This window comes from Salinisphaera sp. S4-8 (genome assembly GCF_040361235.1).
Classification (GTDB): Bacteria; Pseudomonadota; Gammaproteobacteria; order Nevskiales; family Salinisphaeraceae; genus Salinisphaera.
Window position 1 is genome coordinate 1 of sequence record NZ_APNF01000008.1, and the last position, 17,861, is coordinate 17,861.

Annotated in this window: 17 protein-coding genes and 3 pseudogenes; 15 read left to right on the forward strand and 5 right to left on the reverse strand. The window is 61.0% G+C overall.

Features of this window, described 5'->3' with window-relative positions:
* The first annotated feature begins 563 nt into the window (after window positions 1-563).
* The 3 genes from S4A8_RS12875 to S4A8_RS12885 all read left to right on the forward strand — a co-directional run bounded on the left by S4A8_RS12875 (window position 564) and on the right by S4A8_RS12885 (window position 1,973).
* Window positions 564-893, forward strand: a complete 330-nt coding sequence (locus tag S4A8_RS12875) for a hypothetical protein (RefSeq protein ID WP_353220455.1) — start codon at window positions 564-566, stop codon at window positions 891-893.
* A gap of 209 nt (window positions 894-1,102) precedes the next feature.
* Window positions 1,103-1,519: a hypothetical protein gene (locus S4A8_RS12880; protein ID WP_353220456.1), complete on the forward strand. Its 417-nt coding sequence runs from the start codon at window positions 1,103-1,105 to the stop codon at window positions 1,517-1,519.
* A 28-nt stretch (window positions 1,520-1,547) separates the two neighbouring features.
* Window positions 1,548-1,973: a hypothetical protein gene (locus tag S4A8_RS12885; RefSeq protein ID WP_353220457.1), complete on the forward strand. Its 426-nt coding sequence runs from the start codon at window positions 1,548-1,550 to the stop codon at window positions 1,971-1,973.
* Window positions 1,974-2,124: 151 nt separating this feature from the next.
* Here S4A8_RS12885 and S4A8_RS12890 read toward each other — a convergent pair.
* A pseudogene (locus S4A8_RS12890) lies at window positions 2,125-2,874 on the reverse strand (IS5 family transposase).
* 490 nt (window positions 2,875-3,364) lie between these two features.
* On the opposite strand from S4A8_RS12890, the gene S4A8_RS12895 reads away from it, so the two are divergent.
* The 5 genes from S4A8_RS12895 to S4A8_RS12915 all read left to right on the forward strand — a co-directional run bounded on the left by S4A8_RS12895 (window position 3,365) and on the right by S4A8_RS12915 (window position 6,546).
* Window positions 3,365-3,880 carry a GNAT family N-acetyltransferase gene (locus tag S4A8_RS12895; protein ID WP_353220458.1) on the forward strand — a complete coding sequence of 172 codons (516 nt, stop codon included), beginning with the start codon at window positions 3,365-3,367 and terminating at the stop codon, window positions 3,878-3,880.
* A gap of 66 nt (window positions 3,881-3,946) precedes the next feature.
* Window positions 3,947-4,264 (forward strand): isochorismate lyase, encoded by a 318-nt coding sequence (locus S4A8_RS12900; RefSeq protein WP_353220459.1) that lies wholly within the window; start codon window positions 3,947-3,949, stop codon window positions 4,262-4,264.
* Window positions 4,265-4,392: 128 nt separating this feature from the next.
* Window positions 4,393-4,791, forward strand: coding sequence for an NUDIX hydrolase (locus S4A8_RS12905; RefSeq protein ID WP_353220460.1), 399 nt, complete (start codon window positions 4,393-4,395; stop codon window positions 4,789-4,791).
* Between the two features lie 119 nt (window positions 4,792-4,910).
* Window positions 4,911-5,669 carry a type I methionyl aminopeptidase gene (gene map / locus S4A8_RS12910; protein ID WP_353220461.1) on the forward strand — a complete coding sequence of 253 codons (759 nt, stop codon included), beginning with the start codon at window positions 4,911-4,913 and terminating at the stop codon, window positions 5,667-5,669.
* A 142-nt stretch (window positions 5,670-5,811) separates the two neighbouring features.
* Complete coding sequence (locus S4A8_RS12915) at window positions 5,812-6,546, forward strand: hypothetical protein (protein ID WP_353220462.1); 735 nt, start codon at window positions 5,812-5,814, stop codon at window positions 6,544-6,546.
* A 29-nt stretch (window positions 6,547-6,575) separates the two neighbouring features.
* On the opposite strand, the gene S4A8_RS12920 is transcribed toward S4A8_RS12915, so the two are convergent.
* Both S4A8_RS12920 and S4A8_RS12925 read right to left on the reverse strand, forming a co-directional pair.
* Window positions 6,576-7,595, reverse strand: a complete 1,020-nt coding sequence (locus tag S4A8_RS12920) for a lipase secretion chaperone (protein WP_353220463.1) — start codon at window positions 7,593-7,595, stop codon at window positions 6,576-6,578.
* A gap of 38 nt (window positions 7,596-7,633) precedes the next feature.
* Window positions 7,634-8,480 (reverse strand): annotated as a pseudogene (locus S4A8_RS12925) (esterase/lipase family protein); the annotation flags it as partial.
* 142 nt (window positions 8,481-8,622) lie between these two features.
* Between S4A8_RS12925 and S4A8_RS12935 the strand changes: the two are divergent.
* The 3 genes and pseudogenes from S4A8_RS12935 to S4A8_RS12945 form a co-directional block, all read left to right on the forward strand.
* Window positions 8,623-9,147 (forward strand): annotated as a pseudogene (locus S4A8_RS12935) (Rossmann-fold NAD(P)-binding domain-containing protein); the annotation flags it as partial.
* Window positions 9,148-9,248: 101 nt separating this feature from the next.
* Complete coding sequence (arcC, locus tag S4A8_RS12940) at window positions 9,249-10,178, forward strand: carbamate kinase (RefSeq protein WP_353220465.1); 930 nt, start codon at window positions 9,249-9,251, stop codon at window positions 10,176-10,178.
* A gap of 4 nt (window positions 10,179-10,182) precedes the next feature.
* On the forward strand, window positions 10,183-10,620 hold the full coding sequence (locus tag S4A8_RS12945) for a F0F1 ATP synthase subunit epsilon (RefSeq protein ID WP_353177692.1): 438 nt from the start codon (window positions 10,183-10,185) through the stop codon (window positions 10,618-10,620).
* Between the two features lie 94 nt (window positions 10,621-10,714).
* Here S4A8_RS12945 and S4A8_RS12950 read toward each other — a convergent pair whose 3' ends face one another.
* Window positions 10,715-11,428: a TVP38/TMEM64 family protein gene (locus tag S4A8_RS12950; protein WP_353220466.1), complete on the reverse strand. Its 714-nt coding sequence runs from the start codon at window positions 11,426-11,428 to the stop codon at window positions 10,715-10,717.
* Window positions 11,429-11,811: 383 nt separating this feature from the next.
* Here S4A8_RS12950 and S4A8_RS12955 point away from each other — a divergent pair, with 383 nt between their 5' ends.
* Window positions 11,812-13,398: a methyl-accepting chemotaxis protein gene (locus tag S4A8_RS12955; protein ID WP_353220467.1), complete on the forward strand. Its 1,587-nt coding sequence runs from the start codon at window positions 11,812-11,814 to the stop codon at window positions 13,396-13,398.
* Between the two features lie 189 nt (window positions 13,399-13,587).
* Complete coding sequence (locus S4A8_RS12960; protein WP_353220468.1) at window positions 13,588-14,025, forward strand: hypothetical protein; 438 nt, start codon at window positions 13,588-13,590, stop codon at window positions 14,023-14,025.
* 177 nt (window positions 14,026-14,202) lie between these two features.
* On the opposite strand, the gene ilvB is transcribed toward S4A8_RS12960, so the two are convergent.
* The gene (gene ilvB / locus S4A8_RS12965; protein WP_353220469.1) at window positions 14,203-16,047 is read right to left on the reverse strand and encodes a biosynthetic-type acetolactate synthase large subunit; all 1,845 of its coding nucleotides are present in this window, start codon (window positions 16,045-16,047) and stop codon (window positions 14,203-14,205) included.
* A 171-nt stretch (window positions 16,048-16,218) separates the two neighbouring features.
* On the opposite strand from ilvB, the gene ilvN reads away from it, so the two are divergent.
* Together ilvN and ilvC are read left to right on the forward strand one after the other, a co-directional pair.
* Window positions 16,219-16,743, forward strand: a complete 525-nt coding sequence (ilvN, locus tag S4A8_RS12970) for an acetolactate synthase small subunit (protein WP_353177700.1) — start codon at window positions 16,219-16,221, stop codon at window positions 16,741-16,743.
* Window positions 16,744-16,809: 66 nt separating this feature from the next.
* The gene (ilvC, locus tag S4A8_RS12975) at window positions 16,810-17,826 is read left to right on the forward strand and encodes a ketol-acid reductoisomerase (RefSeq protein WP_353177969.1); all 1,017 of its coding nucleotides are present in this window, start codon (window positions 16,810-16,812) and stop codon (window positions 17,824-17,826) included.
* Window positions 17,827-17,861: the final 35 nt, after the last annotated feature.

A 17,861-nucleotide genomic window follows, 5' to 3' on the forward strand; every position in this document is an offset into this window, starting at 1 on the left:
TAATTTCAGCAGGTGGGTGCCGCCTCCTTCAATCGCTCATACACCAGAAATGAGCGTAGCTCCATTTATCGGCTACAAACCGCAGGCTTTGTTCAGTCGGCTTACTTGTCTTCGCTCACCAAACGGCGGTAGTTTTCGCGCGATGCAGTCACCCAACAAGTCGCTGCAGTTGACCGCCCAAATCGCTGGCGCGCTTTGGGTTCCCTCCACGCTTCGCGCTCCGGCGTCAACTGAGCTTAGGCGTTAAGCAACACTCGAGTTAAGGGTTGCATCGACGAATTTAGGGTAGAAGAAGCCGCAAAAGCATGATAACTACGAAGTGACAGCGAGCTGGCGCATAACGAAGTTCATGCGACATCACGCAGCCACTTCGGTTGCCTGACTTTCGAGGCTTTGTCTGCTTGTTTCGACGATAGCGACTTAGGAGTCGTTCAGTATCGTCTAACAGCCCGTTGAAGCGGACGTTACTTACTTCATGGACTTTTTTATGTGCGGCGACACTCAGGTAGTACCTGCCATTTGCGAGTCTGTGCCTGACGCCGCTTAACTGGGTGGCGTTAGGCATGAAAATCAATCAGCTTACGCGTGGCTTCGAGCGACGGGTCATGTACATCGAGAACAAAGATGGTTTGGTCGAAGGCGCTCAGGCTCGCATTGGGTGGGTGTCATTTTCCAAGTCAGGGCGCACTATTTATTACAAGGGCCGCGCACTGTCCTCCATTGGCGGGAGAGGCGTTCGGGGCAATTTCATGGATGCAGAGTCAGGCGAGGAGTTCTGGGTTTCAGGCATCAAGAAGAGCGGTTCTAATGCGCATCCTGCTGTCCCAACAGACGTGGTAGTCGACGATGACGCCCGGGAGGAATACTCCCGCCTCCGCGGAGGTTCGGCCTAACAGTTGCTTGTAGCCGTCCTCTCACTTGGTGGCGCTCGCAAGCGGCGGCTGAAGTAGGCGTTATGCTTTCATTTGATCAGCTTCGAGGCTTTGGGGTACTCCTTCTGAGCGTTCTACTGTTCGGGGGATGCGCAAACCCATTAAACAGGGTTACGAGTGAACGGTATGGTGATACCTGCGCAAGGGCGGAGTCCGCCGGGAACCTTGAGGTGGCGGAAGAAGCCTGCTACCGAGCGGTAGAGAATGTGCGATGGGGAAATCTAGGCCGCGAATTAGAGTCTCAACGGCTTTACAATCTCGGAAGAATAAAGAGGAAATTAGGTAAATTTCAAGAGTCTGAAGCAATACTGAAACGATCACTGCAGCTCGAAAGCTCCTTGTCCTCCGAGCTGAACAAGGAGATCGGCCGCAGATTGGTAGAACTCTCGATGGCATTAGGCGAACAGGGGAAGTGGATAGAAGGTGCCAGATATTTATCTCGCTCCTTGCCGGTAGCAGAACAGTACGACAGCGCAGAGAAACAAACGGTAATAGCAGTCTATTTAATCTTCTCGAAAGAAATCGAGACGCAAAACGCAGCGTTGGCGAAGACGCTCAGAGATAAAGTGAGGCTGCTAAAAAAATGAAACATAACAATGCTGTGGAGAGTAGAAAATGCTCCGCAGCTCGCGGCTGCTACATGTTTGCACCTCACGGCTAGCGTTGTACATCATGAGAAACTTAATCATCGCTCTCACCTGCCTCATGATGGTAGCTGGTTGCGTCACGCATAGAATCACCCTCACTCCAGAGGCCCGTGCATATGAGGGCACTCCGGACATCGAGGTGGAGCAGCAACTGGAACAAGTGCCGCATTGCGGTGCTCAGATGCTTACGGTAATCACCATGGGCGTATTCCCAAGTTGGTGTGAGCGGACATTCGTTATTTCCGGCAAAGACTCATGGACATCGCCAGCGGAAGCTCACGTCACGTTCGTGCAGGGGTGGGTTTCGCTAGTGCTAGCCCCGCTTCCAGCGTGGTCGTTTGAAGGCGCTGGCGTCGAAAACCAAATCAAGCAATCGATTCTGGAAGAAGATTAGTGTTATATAACAAATGCATGGAGTGTGAAGTTTTTCCGTTACGCGCTTCGCGCTCTACTCCAAAAACGCAGCTTATGCGCGTGTGGTCCGGGGGCAGTATATTAATTTGAGGCGCGGACTGACGAGCTTCGTGCTAGGGCGTGTTGCCGTTTCACATGGGTAGCCATAGGAGCACGCAGGCGATGGCGACCACGCCTTCGTAGTGTTTTTTCAGTTTATCGAAGCGGCAAGCCAGCGCTCGGTATTGTTTTAATCGAGCAAACGCGTTTTCGACGAGATGCCGATCACGATACGCGCCTCGGTCCAAATAATCGTTGCCCTGAACCGAGTTGCACTTTCTCGGAATCACGCATTGACTGTCTTGGGCCTCGATCTGCTCTCGGATGCGCAAGCTGTCCTATCCCTTATCTCCGACGAGCGCCTGTGCATCCGTCAATTGGGCAATCAGTACCGGCGCCACGACGCTGTCATGGACCTGACCGCCGGTGATTCTGAACTCGACCGGTAAGCCATAGGCATCGACCGCCAGATGCAGCTTGGGCGTCAGACCCGCTCGGCTTTTGCCAATGGCTTGCGGGTCCGGACCGATCGCCCCCGCGCTGTGTTGATGGGCTTTGGCATAGGGGCCGTCGATAAATGCCCATTCCAGACCAGGGTCGGTGATCAGCGCGTTGGCCATCCGCCACCACTTCCCGCTCTGCGACCAGGCGCGGAAGCGTTGGTAGACCGCGTTCCAAGCGCCAAAGCCCTCGGGCAGGTCGCGCCAAGGGCACCCTGTACGCATTCGGTAGAGCAGGCCGTCAACCGTCAGACGTAAATCCGATTTGTCGTAGATCGATTCGGCAAGCAAAATACGGTTGAGCTTGGACCAATGCTCAGCTGTGAGTATTTGTCGGGCCATCGCAGGCTCGTCGTTGTGTTGCTGGTAACACCACAATACGAGCCTGCCTTTCCTACAATCAATAACTTAGCGCGAAACGGCAACACGCCCTAGTCGCGTGTACATATACGGGTTTATATATTGTCCCCGGATCGCCGTGTTTTGCGGTGAATCGCTAAAAAACTATTGGTTATTCCTATTATTTATCCGATTACATTGCTTTTCGGAGGGGGCGGTTTCACGTGTCCATCGTTATTTGATCCGGTGACAGTATATTTAATTAGGGGCGGCACTCGGCAGGCGGGTTTAGAGCCTGTCTTTCCCTCGCGTCCCTTTATCGGGCTGTAGGAACGATTACGTAGCGCCCATATTGGCGATGCGTTGCGACGCCAGCGACAATTACCGCGATCCCTGTGCCTTTCGACCTGCCGCTCGTGGTCTCCTTGGTGGCTGTTGGTTACGGTGGGGGCCAGCGGAAGTTTATGGTCGATCCAATCTCGTGAGACGGGCTTTGAAAGAGATAAAAATAAGACACTCGGAAGCGGACGATATACCCAAGATCAAAGCGGTCTATGAAGACCGCCAACTGTTTGCAGAAACCTTGCAGTTGCCGTTTCCGTCTGTCGAAGTGTGGCGCGCGCGGCTTATCGGTCTGCCTCGCGGTACGCATAGCCTCGTTGCGTGTGTGGATGATGAGCTTGTTGGACACCTGCTGTTCGAAGCCAACCAGAGTTCGCGACGAAAACACGTGGGTTCGCTGGCCATGGGCGTGAAAGCGTCGCATCAGGGTCAGGGCGTTGGCAGCGAATTGCTTCGGGCCGCGATCGATCTCGCGCAGAATTGGCTCAACATACGGCGCATCGAATTGACGGTTTATGCGGAGAACGAGCCGGCGGTCGCGCTGTACAAGAAGCACGGCTTCGAGGTCGAAGGGCAAGCGCTGTTATATGCATTCCGTGACGGGCATTATGTGAGTGCTTTGTATATGGCGCGAGTCACCGATTACGTGCCGGGGTATGCGCGTTGAACGTGCCGGTTGCTGTGGCGCTTGGGTTGCGAACCGCGCTCTTACGACGCGTTGAGATAGAGACGTATGGATACAGAAAAGCCCAGACAGCCCGAGGAATGCAGCGATATGTCCGAGATACGGGCAGAGATCGATGCCCTCGACAAGCAGGTCGTGGCGCTGCTTGGTCGGCGTTACGAGTACGTCCAGGCGGCGGCCCGGTTCAAGAAAGACGAGGAAGCGGTGCGTGCGCCCGAGCGATTTAGACAAGTGCTCGAACAACGGCGCCAATGGGCGACGGAGGTCGGCTTGAATGCCGACGCGATCGAGAAGCTATATCGCGATCTGGTGCTGCATTTCATCGAGGAAGAGAAGCGAGCGTGGCACAGTGCGCGTGGCGCTTGATCATGCGCTTCGGGTCGCTATCCGATAAGCGGGGCGATTTTGCATGACGCAGGCTGGCGCAACTGACGACGACGGTCTTGCCGTGGGCGTACGTCGATCTTCAATATACGCATTGGGTTTGAGCGCGTATGAAACCGTTGCGGTGTGCCTGCTTGGTGGCAGAGCAGGATGGAAAGCTACTCCTGGTACGCGTTCGCCAGAACGCGCACTGGTATTTGCCGGGTGGCAAGATCGAAGACGATGAATCCCCGGAAGCGGCGCTTCACCGTGAGTTGCATGAGGAACTGGGGATAACGCTTACACTGGGCTCGCTGCGTTATCTCTACAGTGTTACCGGCCCGGCGTATGGGCAGGCTGGCGAGGTCGAGCTGATTTGTTTCGCGGCCGCCTTTCGTGACGCCCCGCGGTCTTGCAGTGAAATTAGCGCCGTCGATTGGCTGCCGGTCAGTAACTTCGACGAATTCGCGCCCGCGGTGCGGATTTTGTGCGAATCATTCCTCGGCGCCGCGGGGCGGTCTGTCGAATAGCGCTGGCGACGGGCCAGCGTGGCGTCGCATCTCAGGATTGAACGCAAACTCGTAAGTGAAGGGGCCGCGCCGCCATTCCCTAGGTATCATGCGCGTTTACCCAGCGCTCCAGGACGCCCATGACCATCGAAAACCAACGCGACCTCGACGGTATTCTCGCGATCGGCCGGATCGTGGCCGAGATTCGCGACGCCATGCTGGCGGCAGTGGAGCCGGGGATGACCACGGCGGAGCTGGATGCACTCGGCGGGCAGATGTTGTCGCGCTTGGGAGCGACCTCGGCGCCGATGAAGTGCTACGACTTTCCCGGCTTTACCTGCATCAGCGTGAATGAAGAGGCCGCCCACGGGGTGCCGGGCGCGCGGGTGATCGGTGAGGGCGATATCGTGAATGTGGATGTGTCCGCGGAGCGCGACGGTTATTTCGCGGATACCGGCGGCACGATGGTGGTGGCGCCGGTGGCCGATGGCAAGGCCACGCTATGCAAGGCCACGGAGTTGGCGCTGGCGCGTGCACTGGCCGAGGTCCGTACGGGGGCGGCGATCAACCAGGTCGGCAAGGCGATCGAGGGCGTAGCGAAAACGCACCGTCTGAAAATTATCAGGAATCTGGCCGGGCATGGGCTGGGCCGGTCGTTGCACGAGGAGCCCGAGGGCATTCTCGGCTTTTATGATCGTGGGGATCGGCGTTGTTTCGAATACGGCCAGGTGGTTGCCATCGAGCCGTTTCTGTCGACCCGCAGTAGCTATGTCTCGGAAACGGACGATGGCTGGACACTGGTAGGCGATCCGGCTAGCCGGTCGGCCCAGTTCGAGCATACGGTGATCGTGACCGATGGCGCGCCGATCGTGGCGACGCGTTCGCAGACAGCCGCCTGATCTTTCTCGCCAGCGGCGCACATCGGTTCGCATGGCTGCGGTGCGCCTCGTGCATCAAAATAGATGCTGCATACAGATAAGTCCCGCGGTATAGTTCGCGCCTTTCATTTTCTTGAGGCGAGCGCTCGTAACAATGACAGATATGCGTGACAGTCATGTGTCGGCCTGGTTCTGGGTCGGCGTGCCGGTGGTGGTGTATTTCGGCCATTACCTGTTGCGCGTGCTGGCACCAGACGCGTTTTTCGACCATTACATCCTCCACGAATCGGGCGCCACGGAGCAGGGCACCATACTCGTGCTCGCATTGGCGTTGATCATGGGGCTTGTGGTGTTGCGCGAAGTTTCGTCGCTGGGCGACAAGCGCTTGTGGCTGTTCTTTGGCCTGTTCTGTCTCGGCTGCCTGTATTTTGGCGGCGAGGAAGCCAGTTGGGGGCAGCACTGGATGGGCTGGAATGCGCCGGACCAGTGGGCATCGCTCAACAACCAGAACGAAACCAACCTGCACAACTCGAACGGGCTGGCCGGTTCCCTGCTCGATCAGCTGCCGCGTAATCTGCTGTCGCTCGCTGCGCTCATTGGTGGCGCGATCGTGCCGCTGGTGTGCCGTGCACGCGGCAGAACCTATACGCCGGACAGTTTTGCCTACTGGATCATGCCCGGCATCGCCTGCGTGCCGGCGGGTCTGATTGCTGCGCTGGCGTCGATTCCGCAAAAAATCTGTAAATCCATCGCCGGCGATGTGGTCTGGCCAATGGATATCAACGCCGGCGAGGTCAAGGAACTGATGATCGCGGTGTTCCTGTTCGTCTATATCGTGACCATCTGGTTGCGGCTTCGCCATCGCAACGATGAGATCCGGCGCTTGATCCCGAAATAGCGATCGGTGCGGGGCGCGGCCCGCATGAATTATCGCTGGGCGGGCTCGGCCTGGATATGTTCCAGCGATTGGATACGGCGTCTTTCCGCGTCGTTGAAGTGGGCTTGCCGAAGGGCTTCGATGGCGCGTTCGCGATCGTCAGGGGCCAGGCCGTCGTTGGCCAGAATACGCGCGCGCTCGGCACTGTAATCGGCCACGCGTTGCTGCCACTGCGCGCGTTGTGCGTCGATTTGTTCCAGTCGCTGGGCGGCCTGCGGGCCGAGTAGCGCCTCTCGTCGTTCACGAATTTCGGCGTCGCTGGCGCCTTGTTCACGCATCTGTGCGATTTCGGCATGGGCGCGTGCGGGTAGATTCGTGCGTTCGCGCGCGGTTTGAATATCGGCCGGCAGTGTTTGCTCCAGCATGGCGAGGCCCTGTTCGCGTTGGTTCTCGGTCAGGTTCGGGTTTTGTTCCAGCGCGCGCTTTTGCACCAGATAACGCGCCATGACGTCGTCGTCGGCAAAAAAGGCATCGGCAACTTCAAGGCCCAGGATTTCCTTTCGCAAGGCTTCGCGGCGGGCGAGCGTATCCGCTAACGCCTGCGCGTCGGCCTGGGGCGTCCGGCCCATGTCTGCCACGCGCTGGCGATAGGTCATGTAACGGTCGTAGACCGCGAGCACCTGTGCTTGTGCGGGAGCGGGCAGTCCGAGTACGACCAGATGGCCTGCCAGTCGGGTACGAATTTCGGGTAGGGATGCACGCCCGATGCCGGTCAGAAAATAATCGAATAGCCGACGCAGATCGCGGGTAACGACCAGATCGCCTTCGTTGTCGAGCGTTACGCCGCCATCGACTGTGGTGCCCACATGGGAAGGCAATACGTCGTCGACAGCTGCCGAAGCCGGGGTCGCCAGGGCCGCGCTGGCGGGCGTGGTCCGGGGATGGGTTACGGCGTTCCGGGTGGCCGCTGGCGGCTGGCTCGCCGCTAGTGCGGCTGCATCCCGCGGTGGGTGCGTCTGCGTGTCAGCGGACCACTGGGCGATTGCCCAGCAGCCCGCCAGCGTTGCCACTACGGCCAGGCCGATAGCGCGTAACGCACGCGCATTATTTACAGGCCGGCGTTTTTCAGCCGATTAGCCTGTTGCCGGTAGAGTGCCGGCACATCCTGGCCGATGCCTACCAGGCCCGCGACCTGATTGACCTCGTCCAGATGATTCTGGAAATAGTCGTCACGGATCACATCGCCCAGCTTGGACGAACACTGACCCACCAGCCCATCGTTGAGCTTGCCCTTGAACGCTACCGAGGTGCCGGCCAGCAGCGAATCGCTCGGATCCACCACGGTGGTGATTGGATAAATGCCGGTCCAGGAATAGTAGCGAATGCCATCGACCACCGGTTCGCCTTCACCGCAGTCCCGGGGCACGGCGGCCGGGAAGCGGCGATTGAAATCGGCCGAACCCTCGGTGCTCAACGAGTACAGCGCGGCACGCGAATCCTGCGGATAGCCGCCGTCCGATAGCAGGTCGATAAGCCGGGGCAGGGCATCGGCGGTCTGAGCGGCCACCGTGCCGGCAACGGGTTGATTACTTATCGGAACGATGAGATCGGCGACCGGGCTACCGCGGTTGACGCCGGCAATGCTGGTGACCGATGCGACAAGCTCCGGCGCCACGCCCGCGACGTAGCGTATGGTCGGCCCGCCGTGGCTATGACCGATCAGATACCTTTTCGGCCCCGCTGACGGCGAGGATTTCCTGAACCTGGGCGAGCAGCTGTTCGCCGCGCACTTCGGTGTAATTCGCCGCCGATACCTGCGCTACATAGACCTCGGCGCCACCTTCGCGCAGCGCTTCGGGGATGCCGGAGAAATAATCGACAGGACCGATGCTGTCGAAACCGAACAAGCCATGAACCAGCACGATGGGATACCGGGTTTCGGTATAGCCGCGTGCGTCGGCCCCCGTGTCATGGCCGAAGAACTACCGCCAGCCACTATGGGCCGGTGCGGCCAACGCAAAACGCAACAGAAGGCAGAGTACCAGTTGGCCCCGACCGAACAGAGAACGTTTCATTTAGCCCCTCCGTGGGCGCGCCGGCGATGCCCGCTACAACATGGGCAAGTCGCTGTTGATGATCGGCGCCAAGCTGGGCATGGACGTGCGTATCGCCGCGCCGAAAGCACTCTGGCCTGAGCAGGAACATGTCGACGCCTGCCAGAAATTCGCGGCCGAGTCCGGCGCGCGTATCACGCTGACTGAAGACGCTGGCGAAGCTGCGGCCGACGTGGACTTCATCCATACCGACGTCTGGGTATCCATGGGTGAGCCGATCGAGGCCTGGGCCGAGCGTATCGACATGCTCATGCCGTATCAGGTCAATCAGGCATTGATGGACAAGGCCAACAACCCGCGGGTGAAGTTCATGCATTGCCTGCCGGCGTTCCACAACGCCGATACCAAGCTGGGCAAGCAGATCATCGAGCAGTATCCGCAGCTGGCCCAGGGCATCGAGGTCACCGAAGAGGTGTTCGAGTCGCCGGCCTGTATTGCCTTTGATCAGGCCGAAAACCGTATGCACACCATCAAGGCGGTACTGGTATCCACACTGGGTGATATCTAGCCGGCACGCTTAACGTTTTTTCTTAAGCCTGCGGCCTGGCGTATGCCAGGCCGTTTGCGTTGTAGCCACCGGCCCTGTCGGCCGGCAAAAGGAGTTTAATCATGCGTATCGTCACCGCGCTCGGCGGCAACGCGCTGCTACGTCGCGGTCAGCCGTTGACCGCCGAAAATCAGCGCGCGAATGTGCGCGTGGCCTGTCAGCAGCTGGCCCGAATCATGCCCGACCACGAAGTCGTCATCGCCCACGGCAACGGTCCGCAGGTGGGCCTGCTGGCGCTGCAAAGCGCGTCCTATCAGGACGTCGAGCCGTATCCGCTGGATGTGCTCGGGGCCCAGACCGAGGGCATGATCGGCTACGTCATCGAACAGGAGCTGGGTAATCTGCTGCCGGCCGAAGCCGCGTTCGCGACCATCCTTACGCAGGTGGAAGTCGATGCCCATGATCCGGCGTTTGCAAAGCCGAGCAAGCCGATTGGCCCGGTGTATACGCGCGAGCAGGCCGAACGCATGGCCCAGGAGAAGGGCTGGGCGATCGCGCCCGACGGCAACATGTTCCGGCGCGTGGTGGCCAGCCCGCGTCCGCAGCGCGTCTTCGAGATACGGCCGATCAAATGGCTGCTGGAAAAAGGCAGCGTCGTCATCTGTGCCGGTGGCGGCGGTATTCCCACCGTGTACGACGACAACGGCCAACTGCGCGGCGTGGAGGCGGTGATCGACAAGGATTACTGTGCTGCGCTACTGGCCGAGCAGGTCGAGGCCGATTTGTTGGTCATCGCCACCGATGTGGACGGCGTGTACGTGAACTGGGGGCAACCCGACCAGAAGGTCGTCGCCGAGGCGGCGCCCGACGCGCTCGATGCGGACGCGTTCGCGGCCGGTTCGATGGGGCCGAAGGTGGGGGCGGCCTGTCGTTACGCTTCCCGTACCGGCGGTACCGCCGTCATCGGCTCGCTGGCGGATATCGAGGCCATCGTGGCCGGTCATGCGGGCACGCGGGTGAGCACGCAATACGACGGCGTGAGGTATCGCTAAAGTCATGGCGGCGTCCGAGTCCCAAAAACAGATTCAGATCGACATCGTCTGTCCGGTGCAGGGCCCGATCTTTTCGGGCACGGCCGATATGGTGGTCGTGCCCGCGGAGTGGGGCGATGTCGGCATCGCCCCTGGCCATGCGCCCCTGCTCGCGCGCATCGAGCCGGGCGTGGTGCGCCTGCTCAGTGCTGGCGAAGACACCCGGACCTATTTCGTATCCGGGGGATTTCTGGAAGTCCAGCCGCACGTTGCGACCATTCTTGCGGATACCATCGAACGCGCGGCCGACATCGATGAAGCCGCGGCCGAGAAAGCACGGGAAAGCGCGCGGGCAAGTCTGCGTGAGGCGCACGACCGGATCGATCGCGAACATGCGGAATACGAATTGGCCTTGGCGGCCGCGCGTATCAAGGCCCTCGAAACCGCGCGAAAAGGTTACTGATACAACCTGGCGCGGCGGGCAGGGTGCTCGGCTGAGCCGCGCCCGCGCCGATTCGCGTGCTGCGCGTGGCGTGCGCTGACCAGGCGTCACGGGTCTAGTCGTCGTGCTGTTGCTCGGCTTCGCGCAGCACACGGCGGCTGGTACGGGCCACGGTCCAGCCGATGAGTACGACAACGAGAACCGTCGCCACCAGGCCGCCACCATACAGCAGCCATTCGTTGCTGCCCCACTTGGCCGGGTTGGCTGCGCCCAGTAGCTGCTGACCGCTGGCGCCGAGCCAGATCAGGAAAAGCTTGATCGGCAGCATGCCCAGTACGGTTGCGACCATGAACGTCGTCCAGCGCAGCGTGCTGGCACCGAGTACATAGCTGGTGAGGTTGAAGGGCACCGCCGGTGACAGGCGAATGAGTACGGTGATCCAGAAGCCGCGGTGTTCGACGGCGGCCTCGATCTGCTGGGCAAGGCGGCTTGCCTCGACCTTGCGCGATACCCAGTCCCGCGCCAGCCAGCGCCCGCAGACGAAGCCGACGTTGGCGGCTACGAGGGCGCCGGCAACGACCGCCGCGCTGCCGATCCAGAAACCGAAGATGGCGCCGGCGATCAGTTCCACCAGGCCGGTGGGCGCAGCCAGCGCGCCGAGCGCCCCGTAAATGAGCGCGAAGAGCACCGGCCCGGCCCAGCCGAGCGATTCGAACTGACTACGCATATCGCGAAACAGCGCCCCGAGGTCGAACACCGTCGACGCGAGCACGAAAACGACGACCGCAACAGCGAGCAACGCGACGCGGAGTTTGGTGTTGTTCGACAAGATGAATCCCTGGGGGCCGGTTGGCGGGGCGGGCATGATCGCACGCGCATCCGTACGGCGGGGATAAAAGCTCGGTTTGGATGGCCCGCCCGTCAGTAGCGTTTTACGGCGCCTGCCATCCGAGGCGCATACGGCGACACGGCCTCGCGATGGCGGGCGCTCACGCATTACACGACGTTAATAGCGTGGCGGCTGCGTAACCGAACGGCAACAGTCGCTGAATGAAGCGAACAGATCATCAAAGGTGGCTAAAGAATGGCCGGGCGCCGCCGTTATAACAGCACAATTTATATTGCGCACAATTTAAACGCGCAAAATGGAATTCTATGGATACCGTCGCTTCTGTTCCTGCCCACGCGTCGCCTTCGACGGATAGGCCCCATGTGGCGGCGGCTAATCCCGCCGAAACCGAGCGCAAAACCCAACGGGAAATGCCGCTCAAGCACAAGATAGCCTGGGTCGCGGTGGCGTTGGCCGTCGTATTGTCCGGTGTGGTGGCCGGCGTCGGATGGGATCTACGCGGCCAGCTGTATGAATCGCGCCAGCAGGGGCTACGCGATACCGTGGATACAGCCTTTCATATCGTGCAGGGGCTCAAACGCGCGGCCGATGAGGGCCAGATGAGCATGGCCGAAGCGAAAAGCCGCGCCGCGGCGACATTGTCGCGTATGCACTTCGGCACGGACGGCAACAACTACGTCTTTGCAATGAACGCACAGGCCCAAGCGGTCGCGCACCCGCGGCTGGCCGCTGGTGAAGATCTGTCCGATATCAAGGACGAGAACGGCGTGTTCATGTATCGCCGCATGATCGAAACCGGCCGCGAGCAAGGCACGGGGTTTGTCTATTACGCAACGCAGCGGGTCGCGGGTGGGCCCGAACTGCCCAAGATGAGCTTCGTGGAGCAGTTCGAACCCTGGGACTGGACGATCGCGGCCGGCGTCTATGTGGACGATATCAACGCGGCCTTTGTTCGCGAGCTGCTCAAATACGGCCTGTTGCTCGGCGGCTTCGGCGTAGTGATCGTGCTCATGCTTGTCTATCTTGCCCGGGCGATCTATCGCGATCTCGGCGGCGAAACCTATGAGGCCCGCGCGCAGATCCAGAATGTTGCCCGTGGCGAGCTGGTCCCGGCCGCCACCCTTTCCGCGGCACGCGAACACAGCCTCATGGGTAATGTCGAAACCATGCGCCGGGATCTGGCGGCGTTGATCGCGGGTATCAGTTACGGCAGTGAGTCGATCGAAGGCGCGGCTCGCGAGATTGCGCAGGCGAATGCCGATCTGTCGGCACGGACCCAGCAGCAGGCCGCCTCGCTCGAGCAGAGCGCGGCCAGTCTCGAGCAGCTCACGGCGACCGTCGCCAACAACGCCGAAACCACGCGCCATGCCAGTGCGATCGCCACCGAAAGCGGTACCGCACTGGATAACAGCCGGCAGCTGGTCAGCGATGTGGTCGATGCGATGGATCATATCCGTCGCGATGCCGACGAAATCGCTCAGATCACCACGGTGATCGACGGTATTGCGTTTCAGACCAATCTGCTCGCGCTCAATGCATCGGTGGAAGCCGCGCGTGCCGGTGAGCATGGGCGTGGCTTTGCGGTGGTGGCCGAGGAGGTGCGCAAACTCGCGGCGCGTTCGGCCGAGGCCGCCAAGAACATCACCGGTCTGATCGAGCGCTCGGTCAAGCAGGCACGCGAAGGCGCGGAACGTGTCGAGCAGGCCCGCGCCTCCATGGCAACCCTGGGCGAGCATGTCGAGCGAACCCAGGGCTTGATGACCGATATTTCCAATGCCACCGGTGAACAGTCCGAGGGCATCGGCCAGGTCAATCAGGCGGTCGCCCAGATGGACGAAATGACCCAGCAGAACGCGGCCATGGTCGAACAGGCCGCCGCTGCCGCGCAGTCGCTGCGTGAGCAGGCCGAAGCGCTACGCCAGCGTACGCTGCGCTTTCGTCTCACTTGAGCGTCCGCGCCCTCGGCCCGGCATGCGTATTCCGCGCGTGCCGGGGGCGAGCCTCGGCCGGCCGCGGGCGGCCGAAAATTGCGTCGGTGGTGGCGCTCATGTGACGCGCGGCGGGCCCTGACTGTGTACCCTGCATGTCGGGCGCCCCAACCCGGGCGGCCCGACACGCCAAGCAACCATCGGCCCGCTATGTCCAACCTGTCCAAACTCGCCGCTGTCGTCGGCGGCCTCGTGCTCCTGTTCGCCCTGGGGCTGATCGGCTATGTCGTGGCCCCGTATTTTGTGGATGAATCGGCCGCGGATCGCAGCGCCTTTCTCGACAAGGTATCCGAGCAGATCAACGTCGATCTGCCCAGCCAGGTGGATAAAAGCACGCGCCTGGAAAGCACCAGCGTCGATGGCGATACGCTGGCGTTCAATTTCACTCTGATGCCGCCGCTTTCCGACAATGTCGATGCGGATAACTTCATCGCGCGCTACGGCGACGGTATCGAGCAGGTCATCTGCGACAAGGGCCGCCTGTACCGCATCCTGCAGCAGGGTTACGGCGTCGCCTATCGTTATAGTCAGGAAGACGGCACGAAGCTGGGCGATGTCCAGGTCGAGCGCGCGGATTGCGGGGTTTGACCCGCCAGCCGGGCGTTGCTGGGGCAGGGCGCGTACCGCAGCGCGCCACCCCGTGTGATCGCGCGTCCGACGCGTGTCCCTTGATTGCTCGCCGACCCTTTGGCCGGCATTGCGCATAAAAAAGGCGGGCCCTGGTGAGCCCGCCTTTTATCGTTGCGCGTTGGGCAAAGCCCGGCGCTAGAACATCTCCGAGGCGCCGATTTCGCGCTCACCGCCGGAGGGGTCGTAGCGGTTGTTGATGTGATCGCCGGTGATCATTTCCTTGTAGCTCTTGCCGGGGCCGACCATCGGATACACGCCGGCATCGGGGTCTACCACGACTTCCAGGAAGGCCGGGCCCTGGAATTCCAGGAACTCCTTGACCACGCGTTCCATGTCGGCCGGGTCGCTCAGGCGTACGGCGTATTCGTAGCCGTCGGCTTCGGCGGCCTTGATGAAGTCCTTCTTGTGCAGCGATTTGTCGGAAGCCGACAGGCGGCCCTTGAAGAACAGCTTCTGCCACTGTTTGACCATGCCATCGCCGTTGTTGTTGAGCACGACGACCTTCACCGGCAGGTTGTAGGTGGTCACCGTCTCCATCTCGCCGATGTTCATGCGAATGGAGGCATCGCCGTCGATATCGATGACCAGCTTGTCGCGCCGTGCGAAGGCGGCACCGATGGCCGCCGGCAGGCCAAAGCCCATCGTGCCCATCGAGCCCGAGGTCAGCCACAGCCGCGGCTCGCGGAAGTCGAAATACTGGGCGGCCCACATCTGATGCTGGCCCACGCCGGTGGCGATGACCGCGCGGCCGTCGGTGTTGCGGTTGATTTCCTCGATCACCGCGTACGGCTGAATCAACGCGGTATCGCGATCGTAATTCATGGCGAAATCGCGCTTGAGCGCGGCGACTTCTTCATGCCAGGTCGAATAATCGGCCGAAAAACCGTGTTCACGGCCATAGGCGAGCACCCGCGACAAGCTCGGCGCGAACAGGCCTACGTGATGCCAGTCCACGGCCTTGACCTTGTTGATCTCGGAGGCGTCGGCATCGAAATGCACCAGCGACTTGGCATTCGGCGCGAACTTGTCCGGCACGCCGGCCACGCGATCGTCAAAGCGTGCGCCCACGGCGATGAGCATGTCGCAGTCTTCGACCGCATAGTTGGCAAAGGCCGTGCCGTGCATGCCCAGCATATGTAGCGACAGGGCATCGGTGGTATCGAAGGCGCCGATACCCATGAGCGTGGTCACCACCGGAATACCGAATGCCTGGGCGAAGGCCGACAGCTCGCTGGCGGCATCGGCGTTGATCACGCCACCGCCGGCATAGATGAGCGGACGCTCGGCTTCGCTCAGCAGCTCGAAGAGCTTGGCGCATTTGTCGTCGGTGAGCTGGCTTTCGCGCAGCGCGCGCATGCGCTGACGATAGCCGGGTACGGCCAACAGCCCGCGCCCGCGGTAGGCGCCTTCCCAATTCTGTACGTCCTTGGGCACGTCGATGACCACCGGGCCGGGGCGTCCCGACCGTGCGATCTCGAAGGCCGTGCGCACGGTGGCTTCCAGCTTGTCCGGGTCGGTGACCATGAACACATGCTTGGCCGCACTGGAAAAGATGTTGGAGACCGGCGCTTCCTGGAAGGCATCGGTGCCGACGGCGGCACGGGCGACCTGGCCACAGATGAGCACGATCGGCACCGAATCGGCCATGCAGTCACGCACCGGCGTGACACAGTTGGTCGCGCCCGGCCCGGAGGTGACCATGGCCACGCCCACCTTGCCGGAGGCGCGCGCATAGCCGGCGGCCATGAAACCTGCGCCCTGTTCGTTGGCGGGCACGATCAGCGGCATGCGGTCGTGGTTTTCGGCGTTGTAGCGAAAGATGGCGTCATAGGTGGGCAGAATCGCGCCACCGGAATAGCCAAAAATCGTATCCACGCCTTCGTCGGCCAGTACCTGTACGATCATCTCCGCCCCGGAGAGCTGGGCTCCCGACAGCGGATGAGAATCGGTCGGCGTGGCGGCAGACTGGGCGTTGCGCATGAGTGCACCCTATGACGGCGTGGAAAACAGCCGATTATAGCGCACAAAAACGGCGCATCGGCGGGCGCTTTGCACAATCGGTGCGGGGCGCGGTTGCTTCGCTCGGGTATTGGGCGTATTTTGCGCCGTTTGCACGCGCGCGAAGACGCCTGAGCACAAGGCTGAGAAGGGATGAGACACGTCATATCGGTTCTGATGGCCAACGAAGCCGGCGCGCTGGTGCGCGTGGCGGGCATGTTCTCGCAGCGTGGCTATAACATCGAAAGCCTCAATGTTGCGCCGACCGAAGACAGCACCGTATCGCGCCTGACGCTGGCTACCTCCGGTACCGAGGACGTGGTCGAGCAGATCAACCGTCAGCTACTCAAGCTGGTCGATGTCATCGACGTGCTCGATATGACCGGCGATGCCCATCTCGAACTCGAGCTGGCGCTGATCAAGGTTCGTATCAAGGACAGCGGCACGTCGATCGAGGCGTTGGCCGATCCGTATGACGTGGCCGAGATCAGCCGCGACGGCGATCTGGCGACATTGCGTTATCTCGGCGACGGTGCCGGGCTGAACACCTTCGTGGCCACGCTCGAGCAGGCCGATGTGCTCGTCGAGCTCGCGCGCAGTGGCGCGGTCACCATGACGCCCGGTGCCGAAGGGCTGCACTATCAGGTGCCCACGTCGGAATCGGCCGAATATTTCTAACCCATTCAGAATATTGCGGCGCGTAGTTCGCTGTATTGTTTAAAAAGCAGGAGAAAGACCTTGAGCATGAATGCGTATTACGACAAGGACGGCGATCTGTCCCTGATTCAGAGCAAGAAAGTCGCCATTATTGGCTACGGCTCCCAGGGCCATGCCCATGCCAACAACCTCAAGGACTCCGGCGTCGATGTCGTAGTCGGCCTGCGCGAAGGCTCGTCCTCGGCCAAGAAGGCCGAGAATGCCGGCCTGAAGGTCGCCAGCATCGAAGACGCGACCGCGAGTGCGGACGTGGTCATGATCCTGACCCCGGACGAGCACCAGGTCGCGCTCTATAACGAGCAGATCGAGCCCAACATCAAGCAGGGCGCAGCCCTGGGTTTTGCCCACGGCTTCAACGTGCACTTCGAACTCATCGAGCCGCGCGCCGACCTGGACGTGATCATGATCGCGCCCAAGGGCCCCGGCCATCTCGTGCGTGCGACCTATGAAAAGGGCGGCGGCGTGCCGAGCCTGATCGCGGTGGCCCAGGATGCCTCCGGCCAGGCCAAGGACGTGGCCCTGGCCTATGCCGTGGCCAACGGCGGTGGCCGTGCCGGCGTGATCGAAACCAGTTTCCGCGCAGAAACCGAAACCGATCTGTTCGGCGAACAGGCCGTGCTGTGTGGCGGCACCATCGCCCTGATCCAGGCCGGTTTCGAAACGCTGGTCGAAGCGGGCTACGAGCCGGAAATGGCTTATTTCGAGTGCCTGCATGAAGTCAAGCTGATCGTGGATCTGATCTACGAGGGCGGTATCGCCAACATGCGTTACTCGATCTCCAACACCGCCGAGTACGGCGACATCACGCGCGGCCCGCGTCTGATCACCGAAGAAACCAAGGCCGAAATGCGCAAGATCCTGTCGGAAATCCAGACCGGCAAGTTCGCGCGCGAGTTCATCGGCGAGCATCAGGCCGGCAATCCGACCCTCAAGGCCAGCCGTCGCCTGGCCGCCGAGCACGAAATCGAACGCGTGGGCGATAAGCTGCGCGGCATGATGCCGTGGATCGCCAAGGACAAGATCGTCGACAAGTCGCGTAACTGATACCGACGATCTTTCTGATTCGGCCACACTGAAAC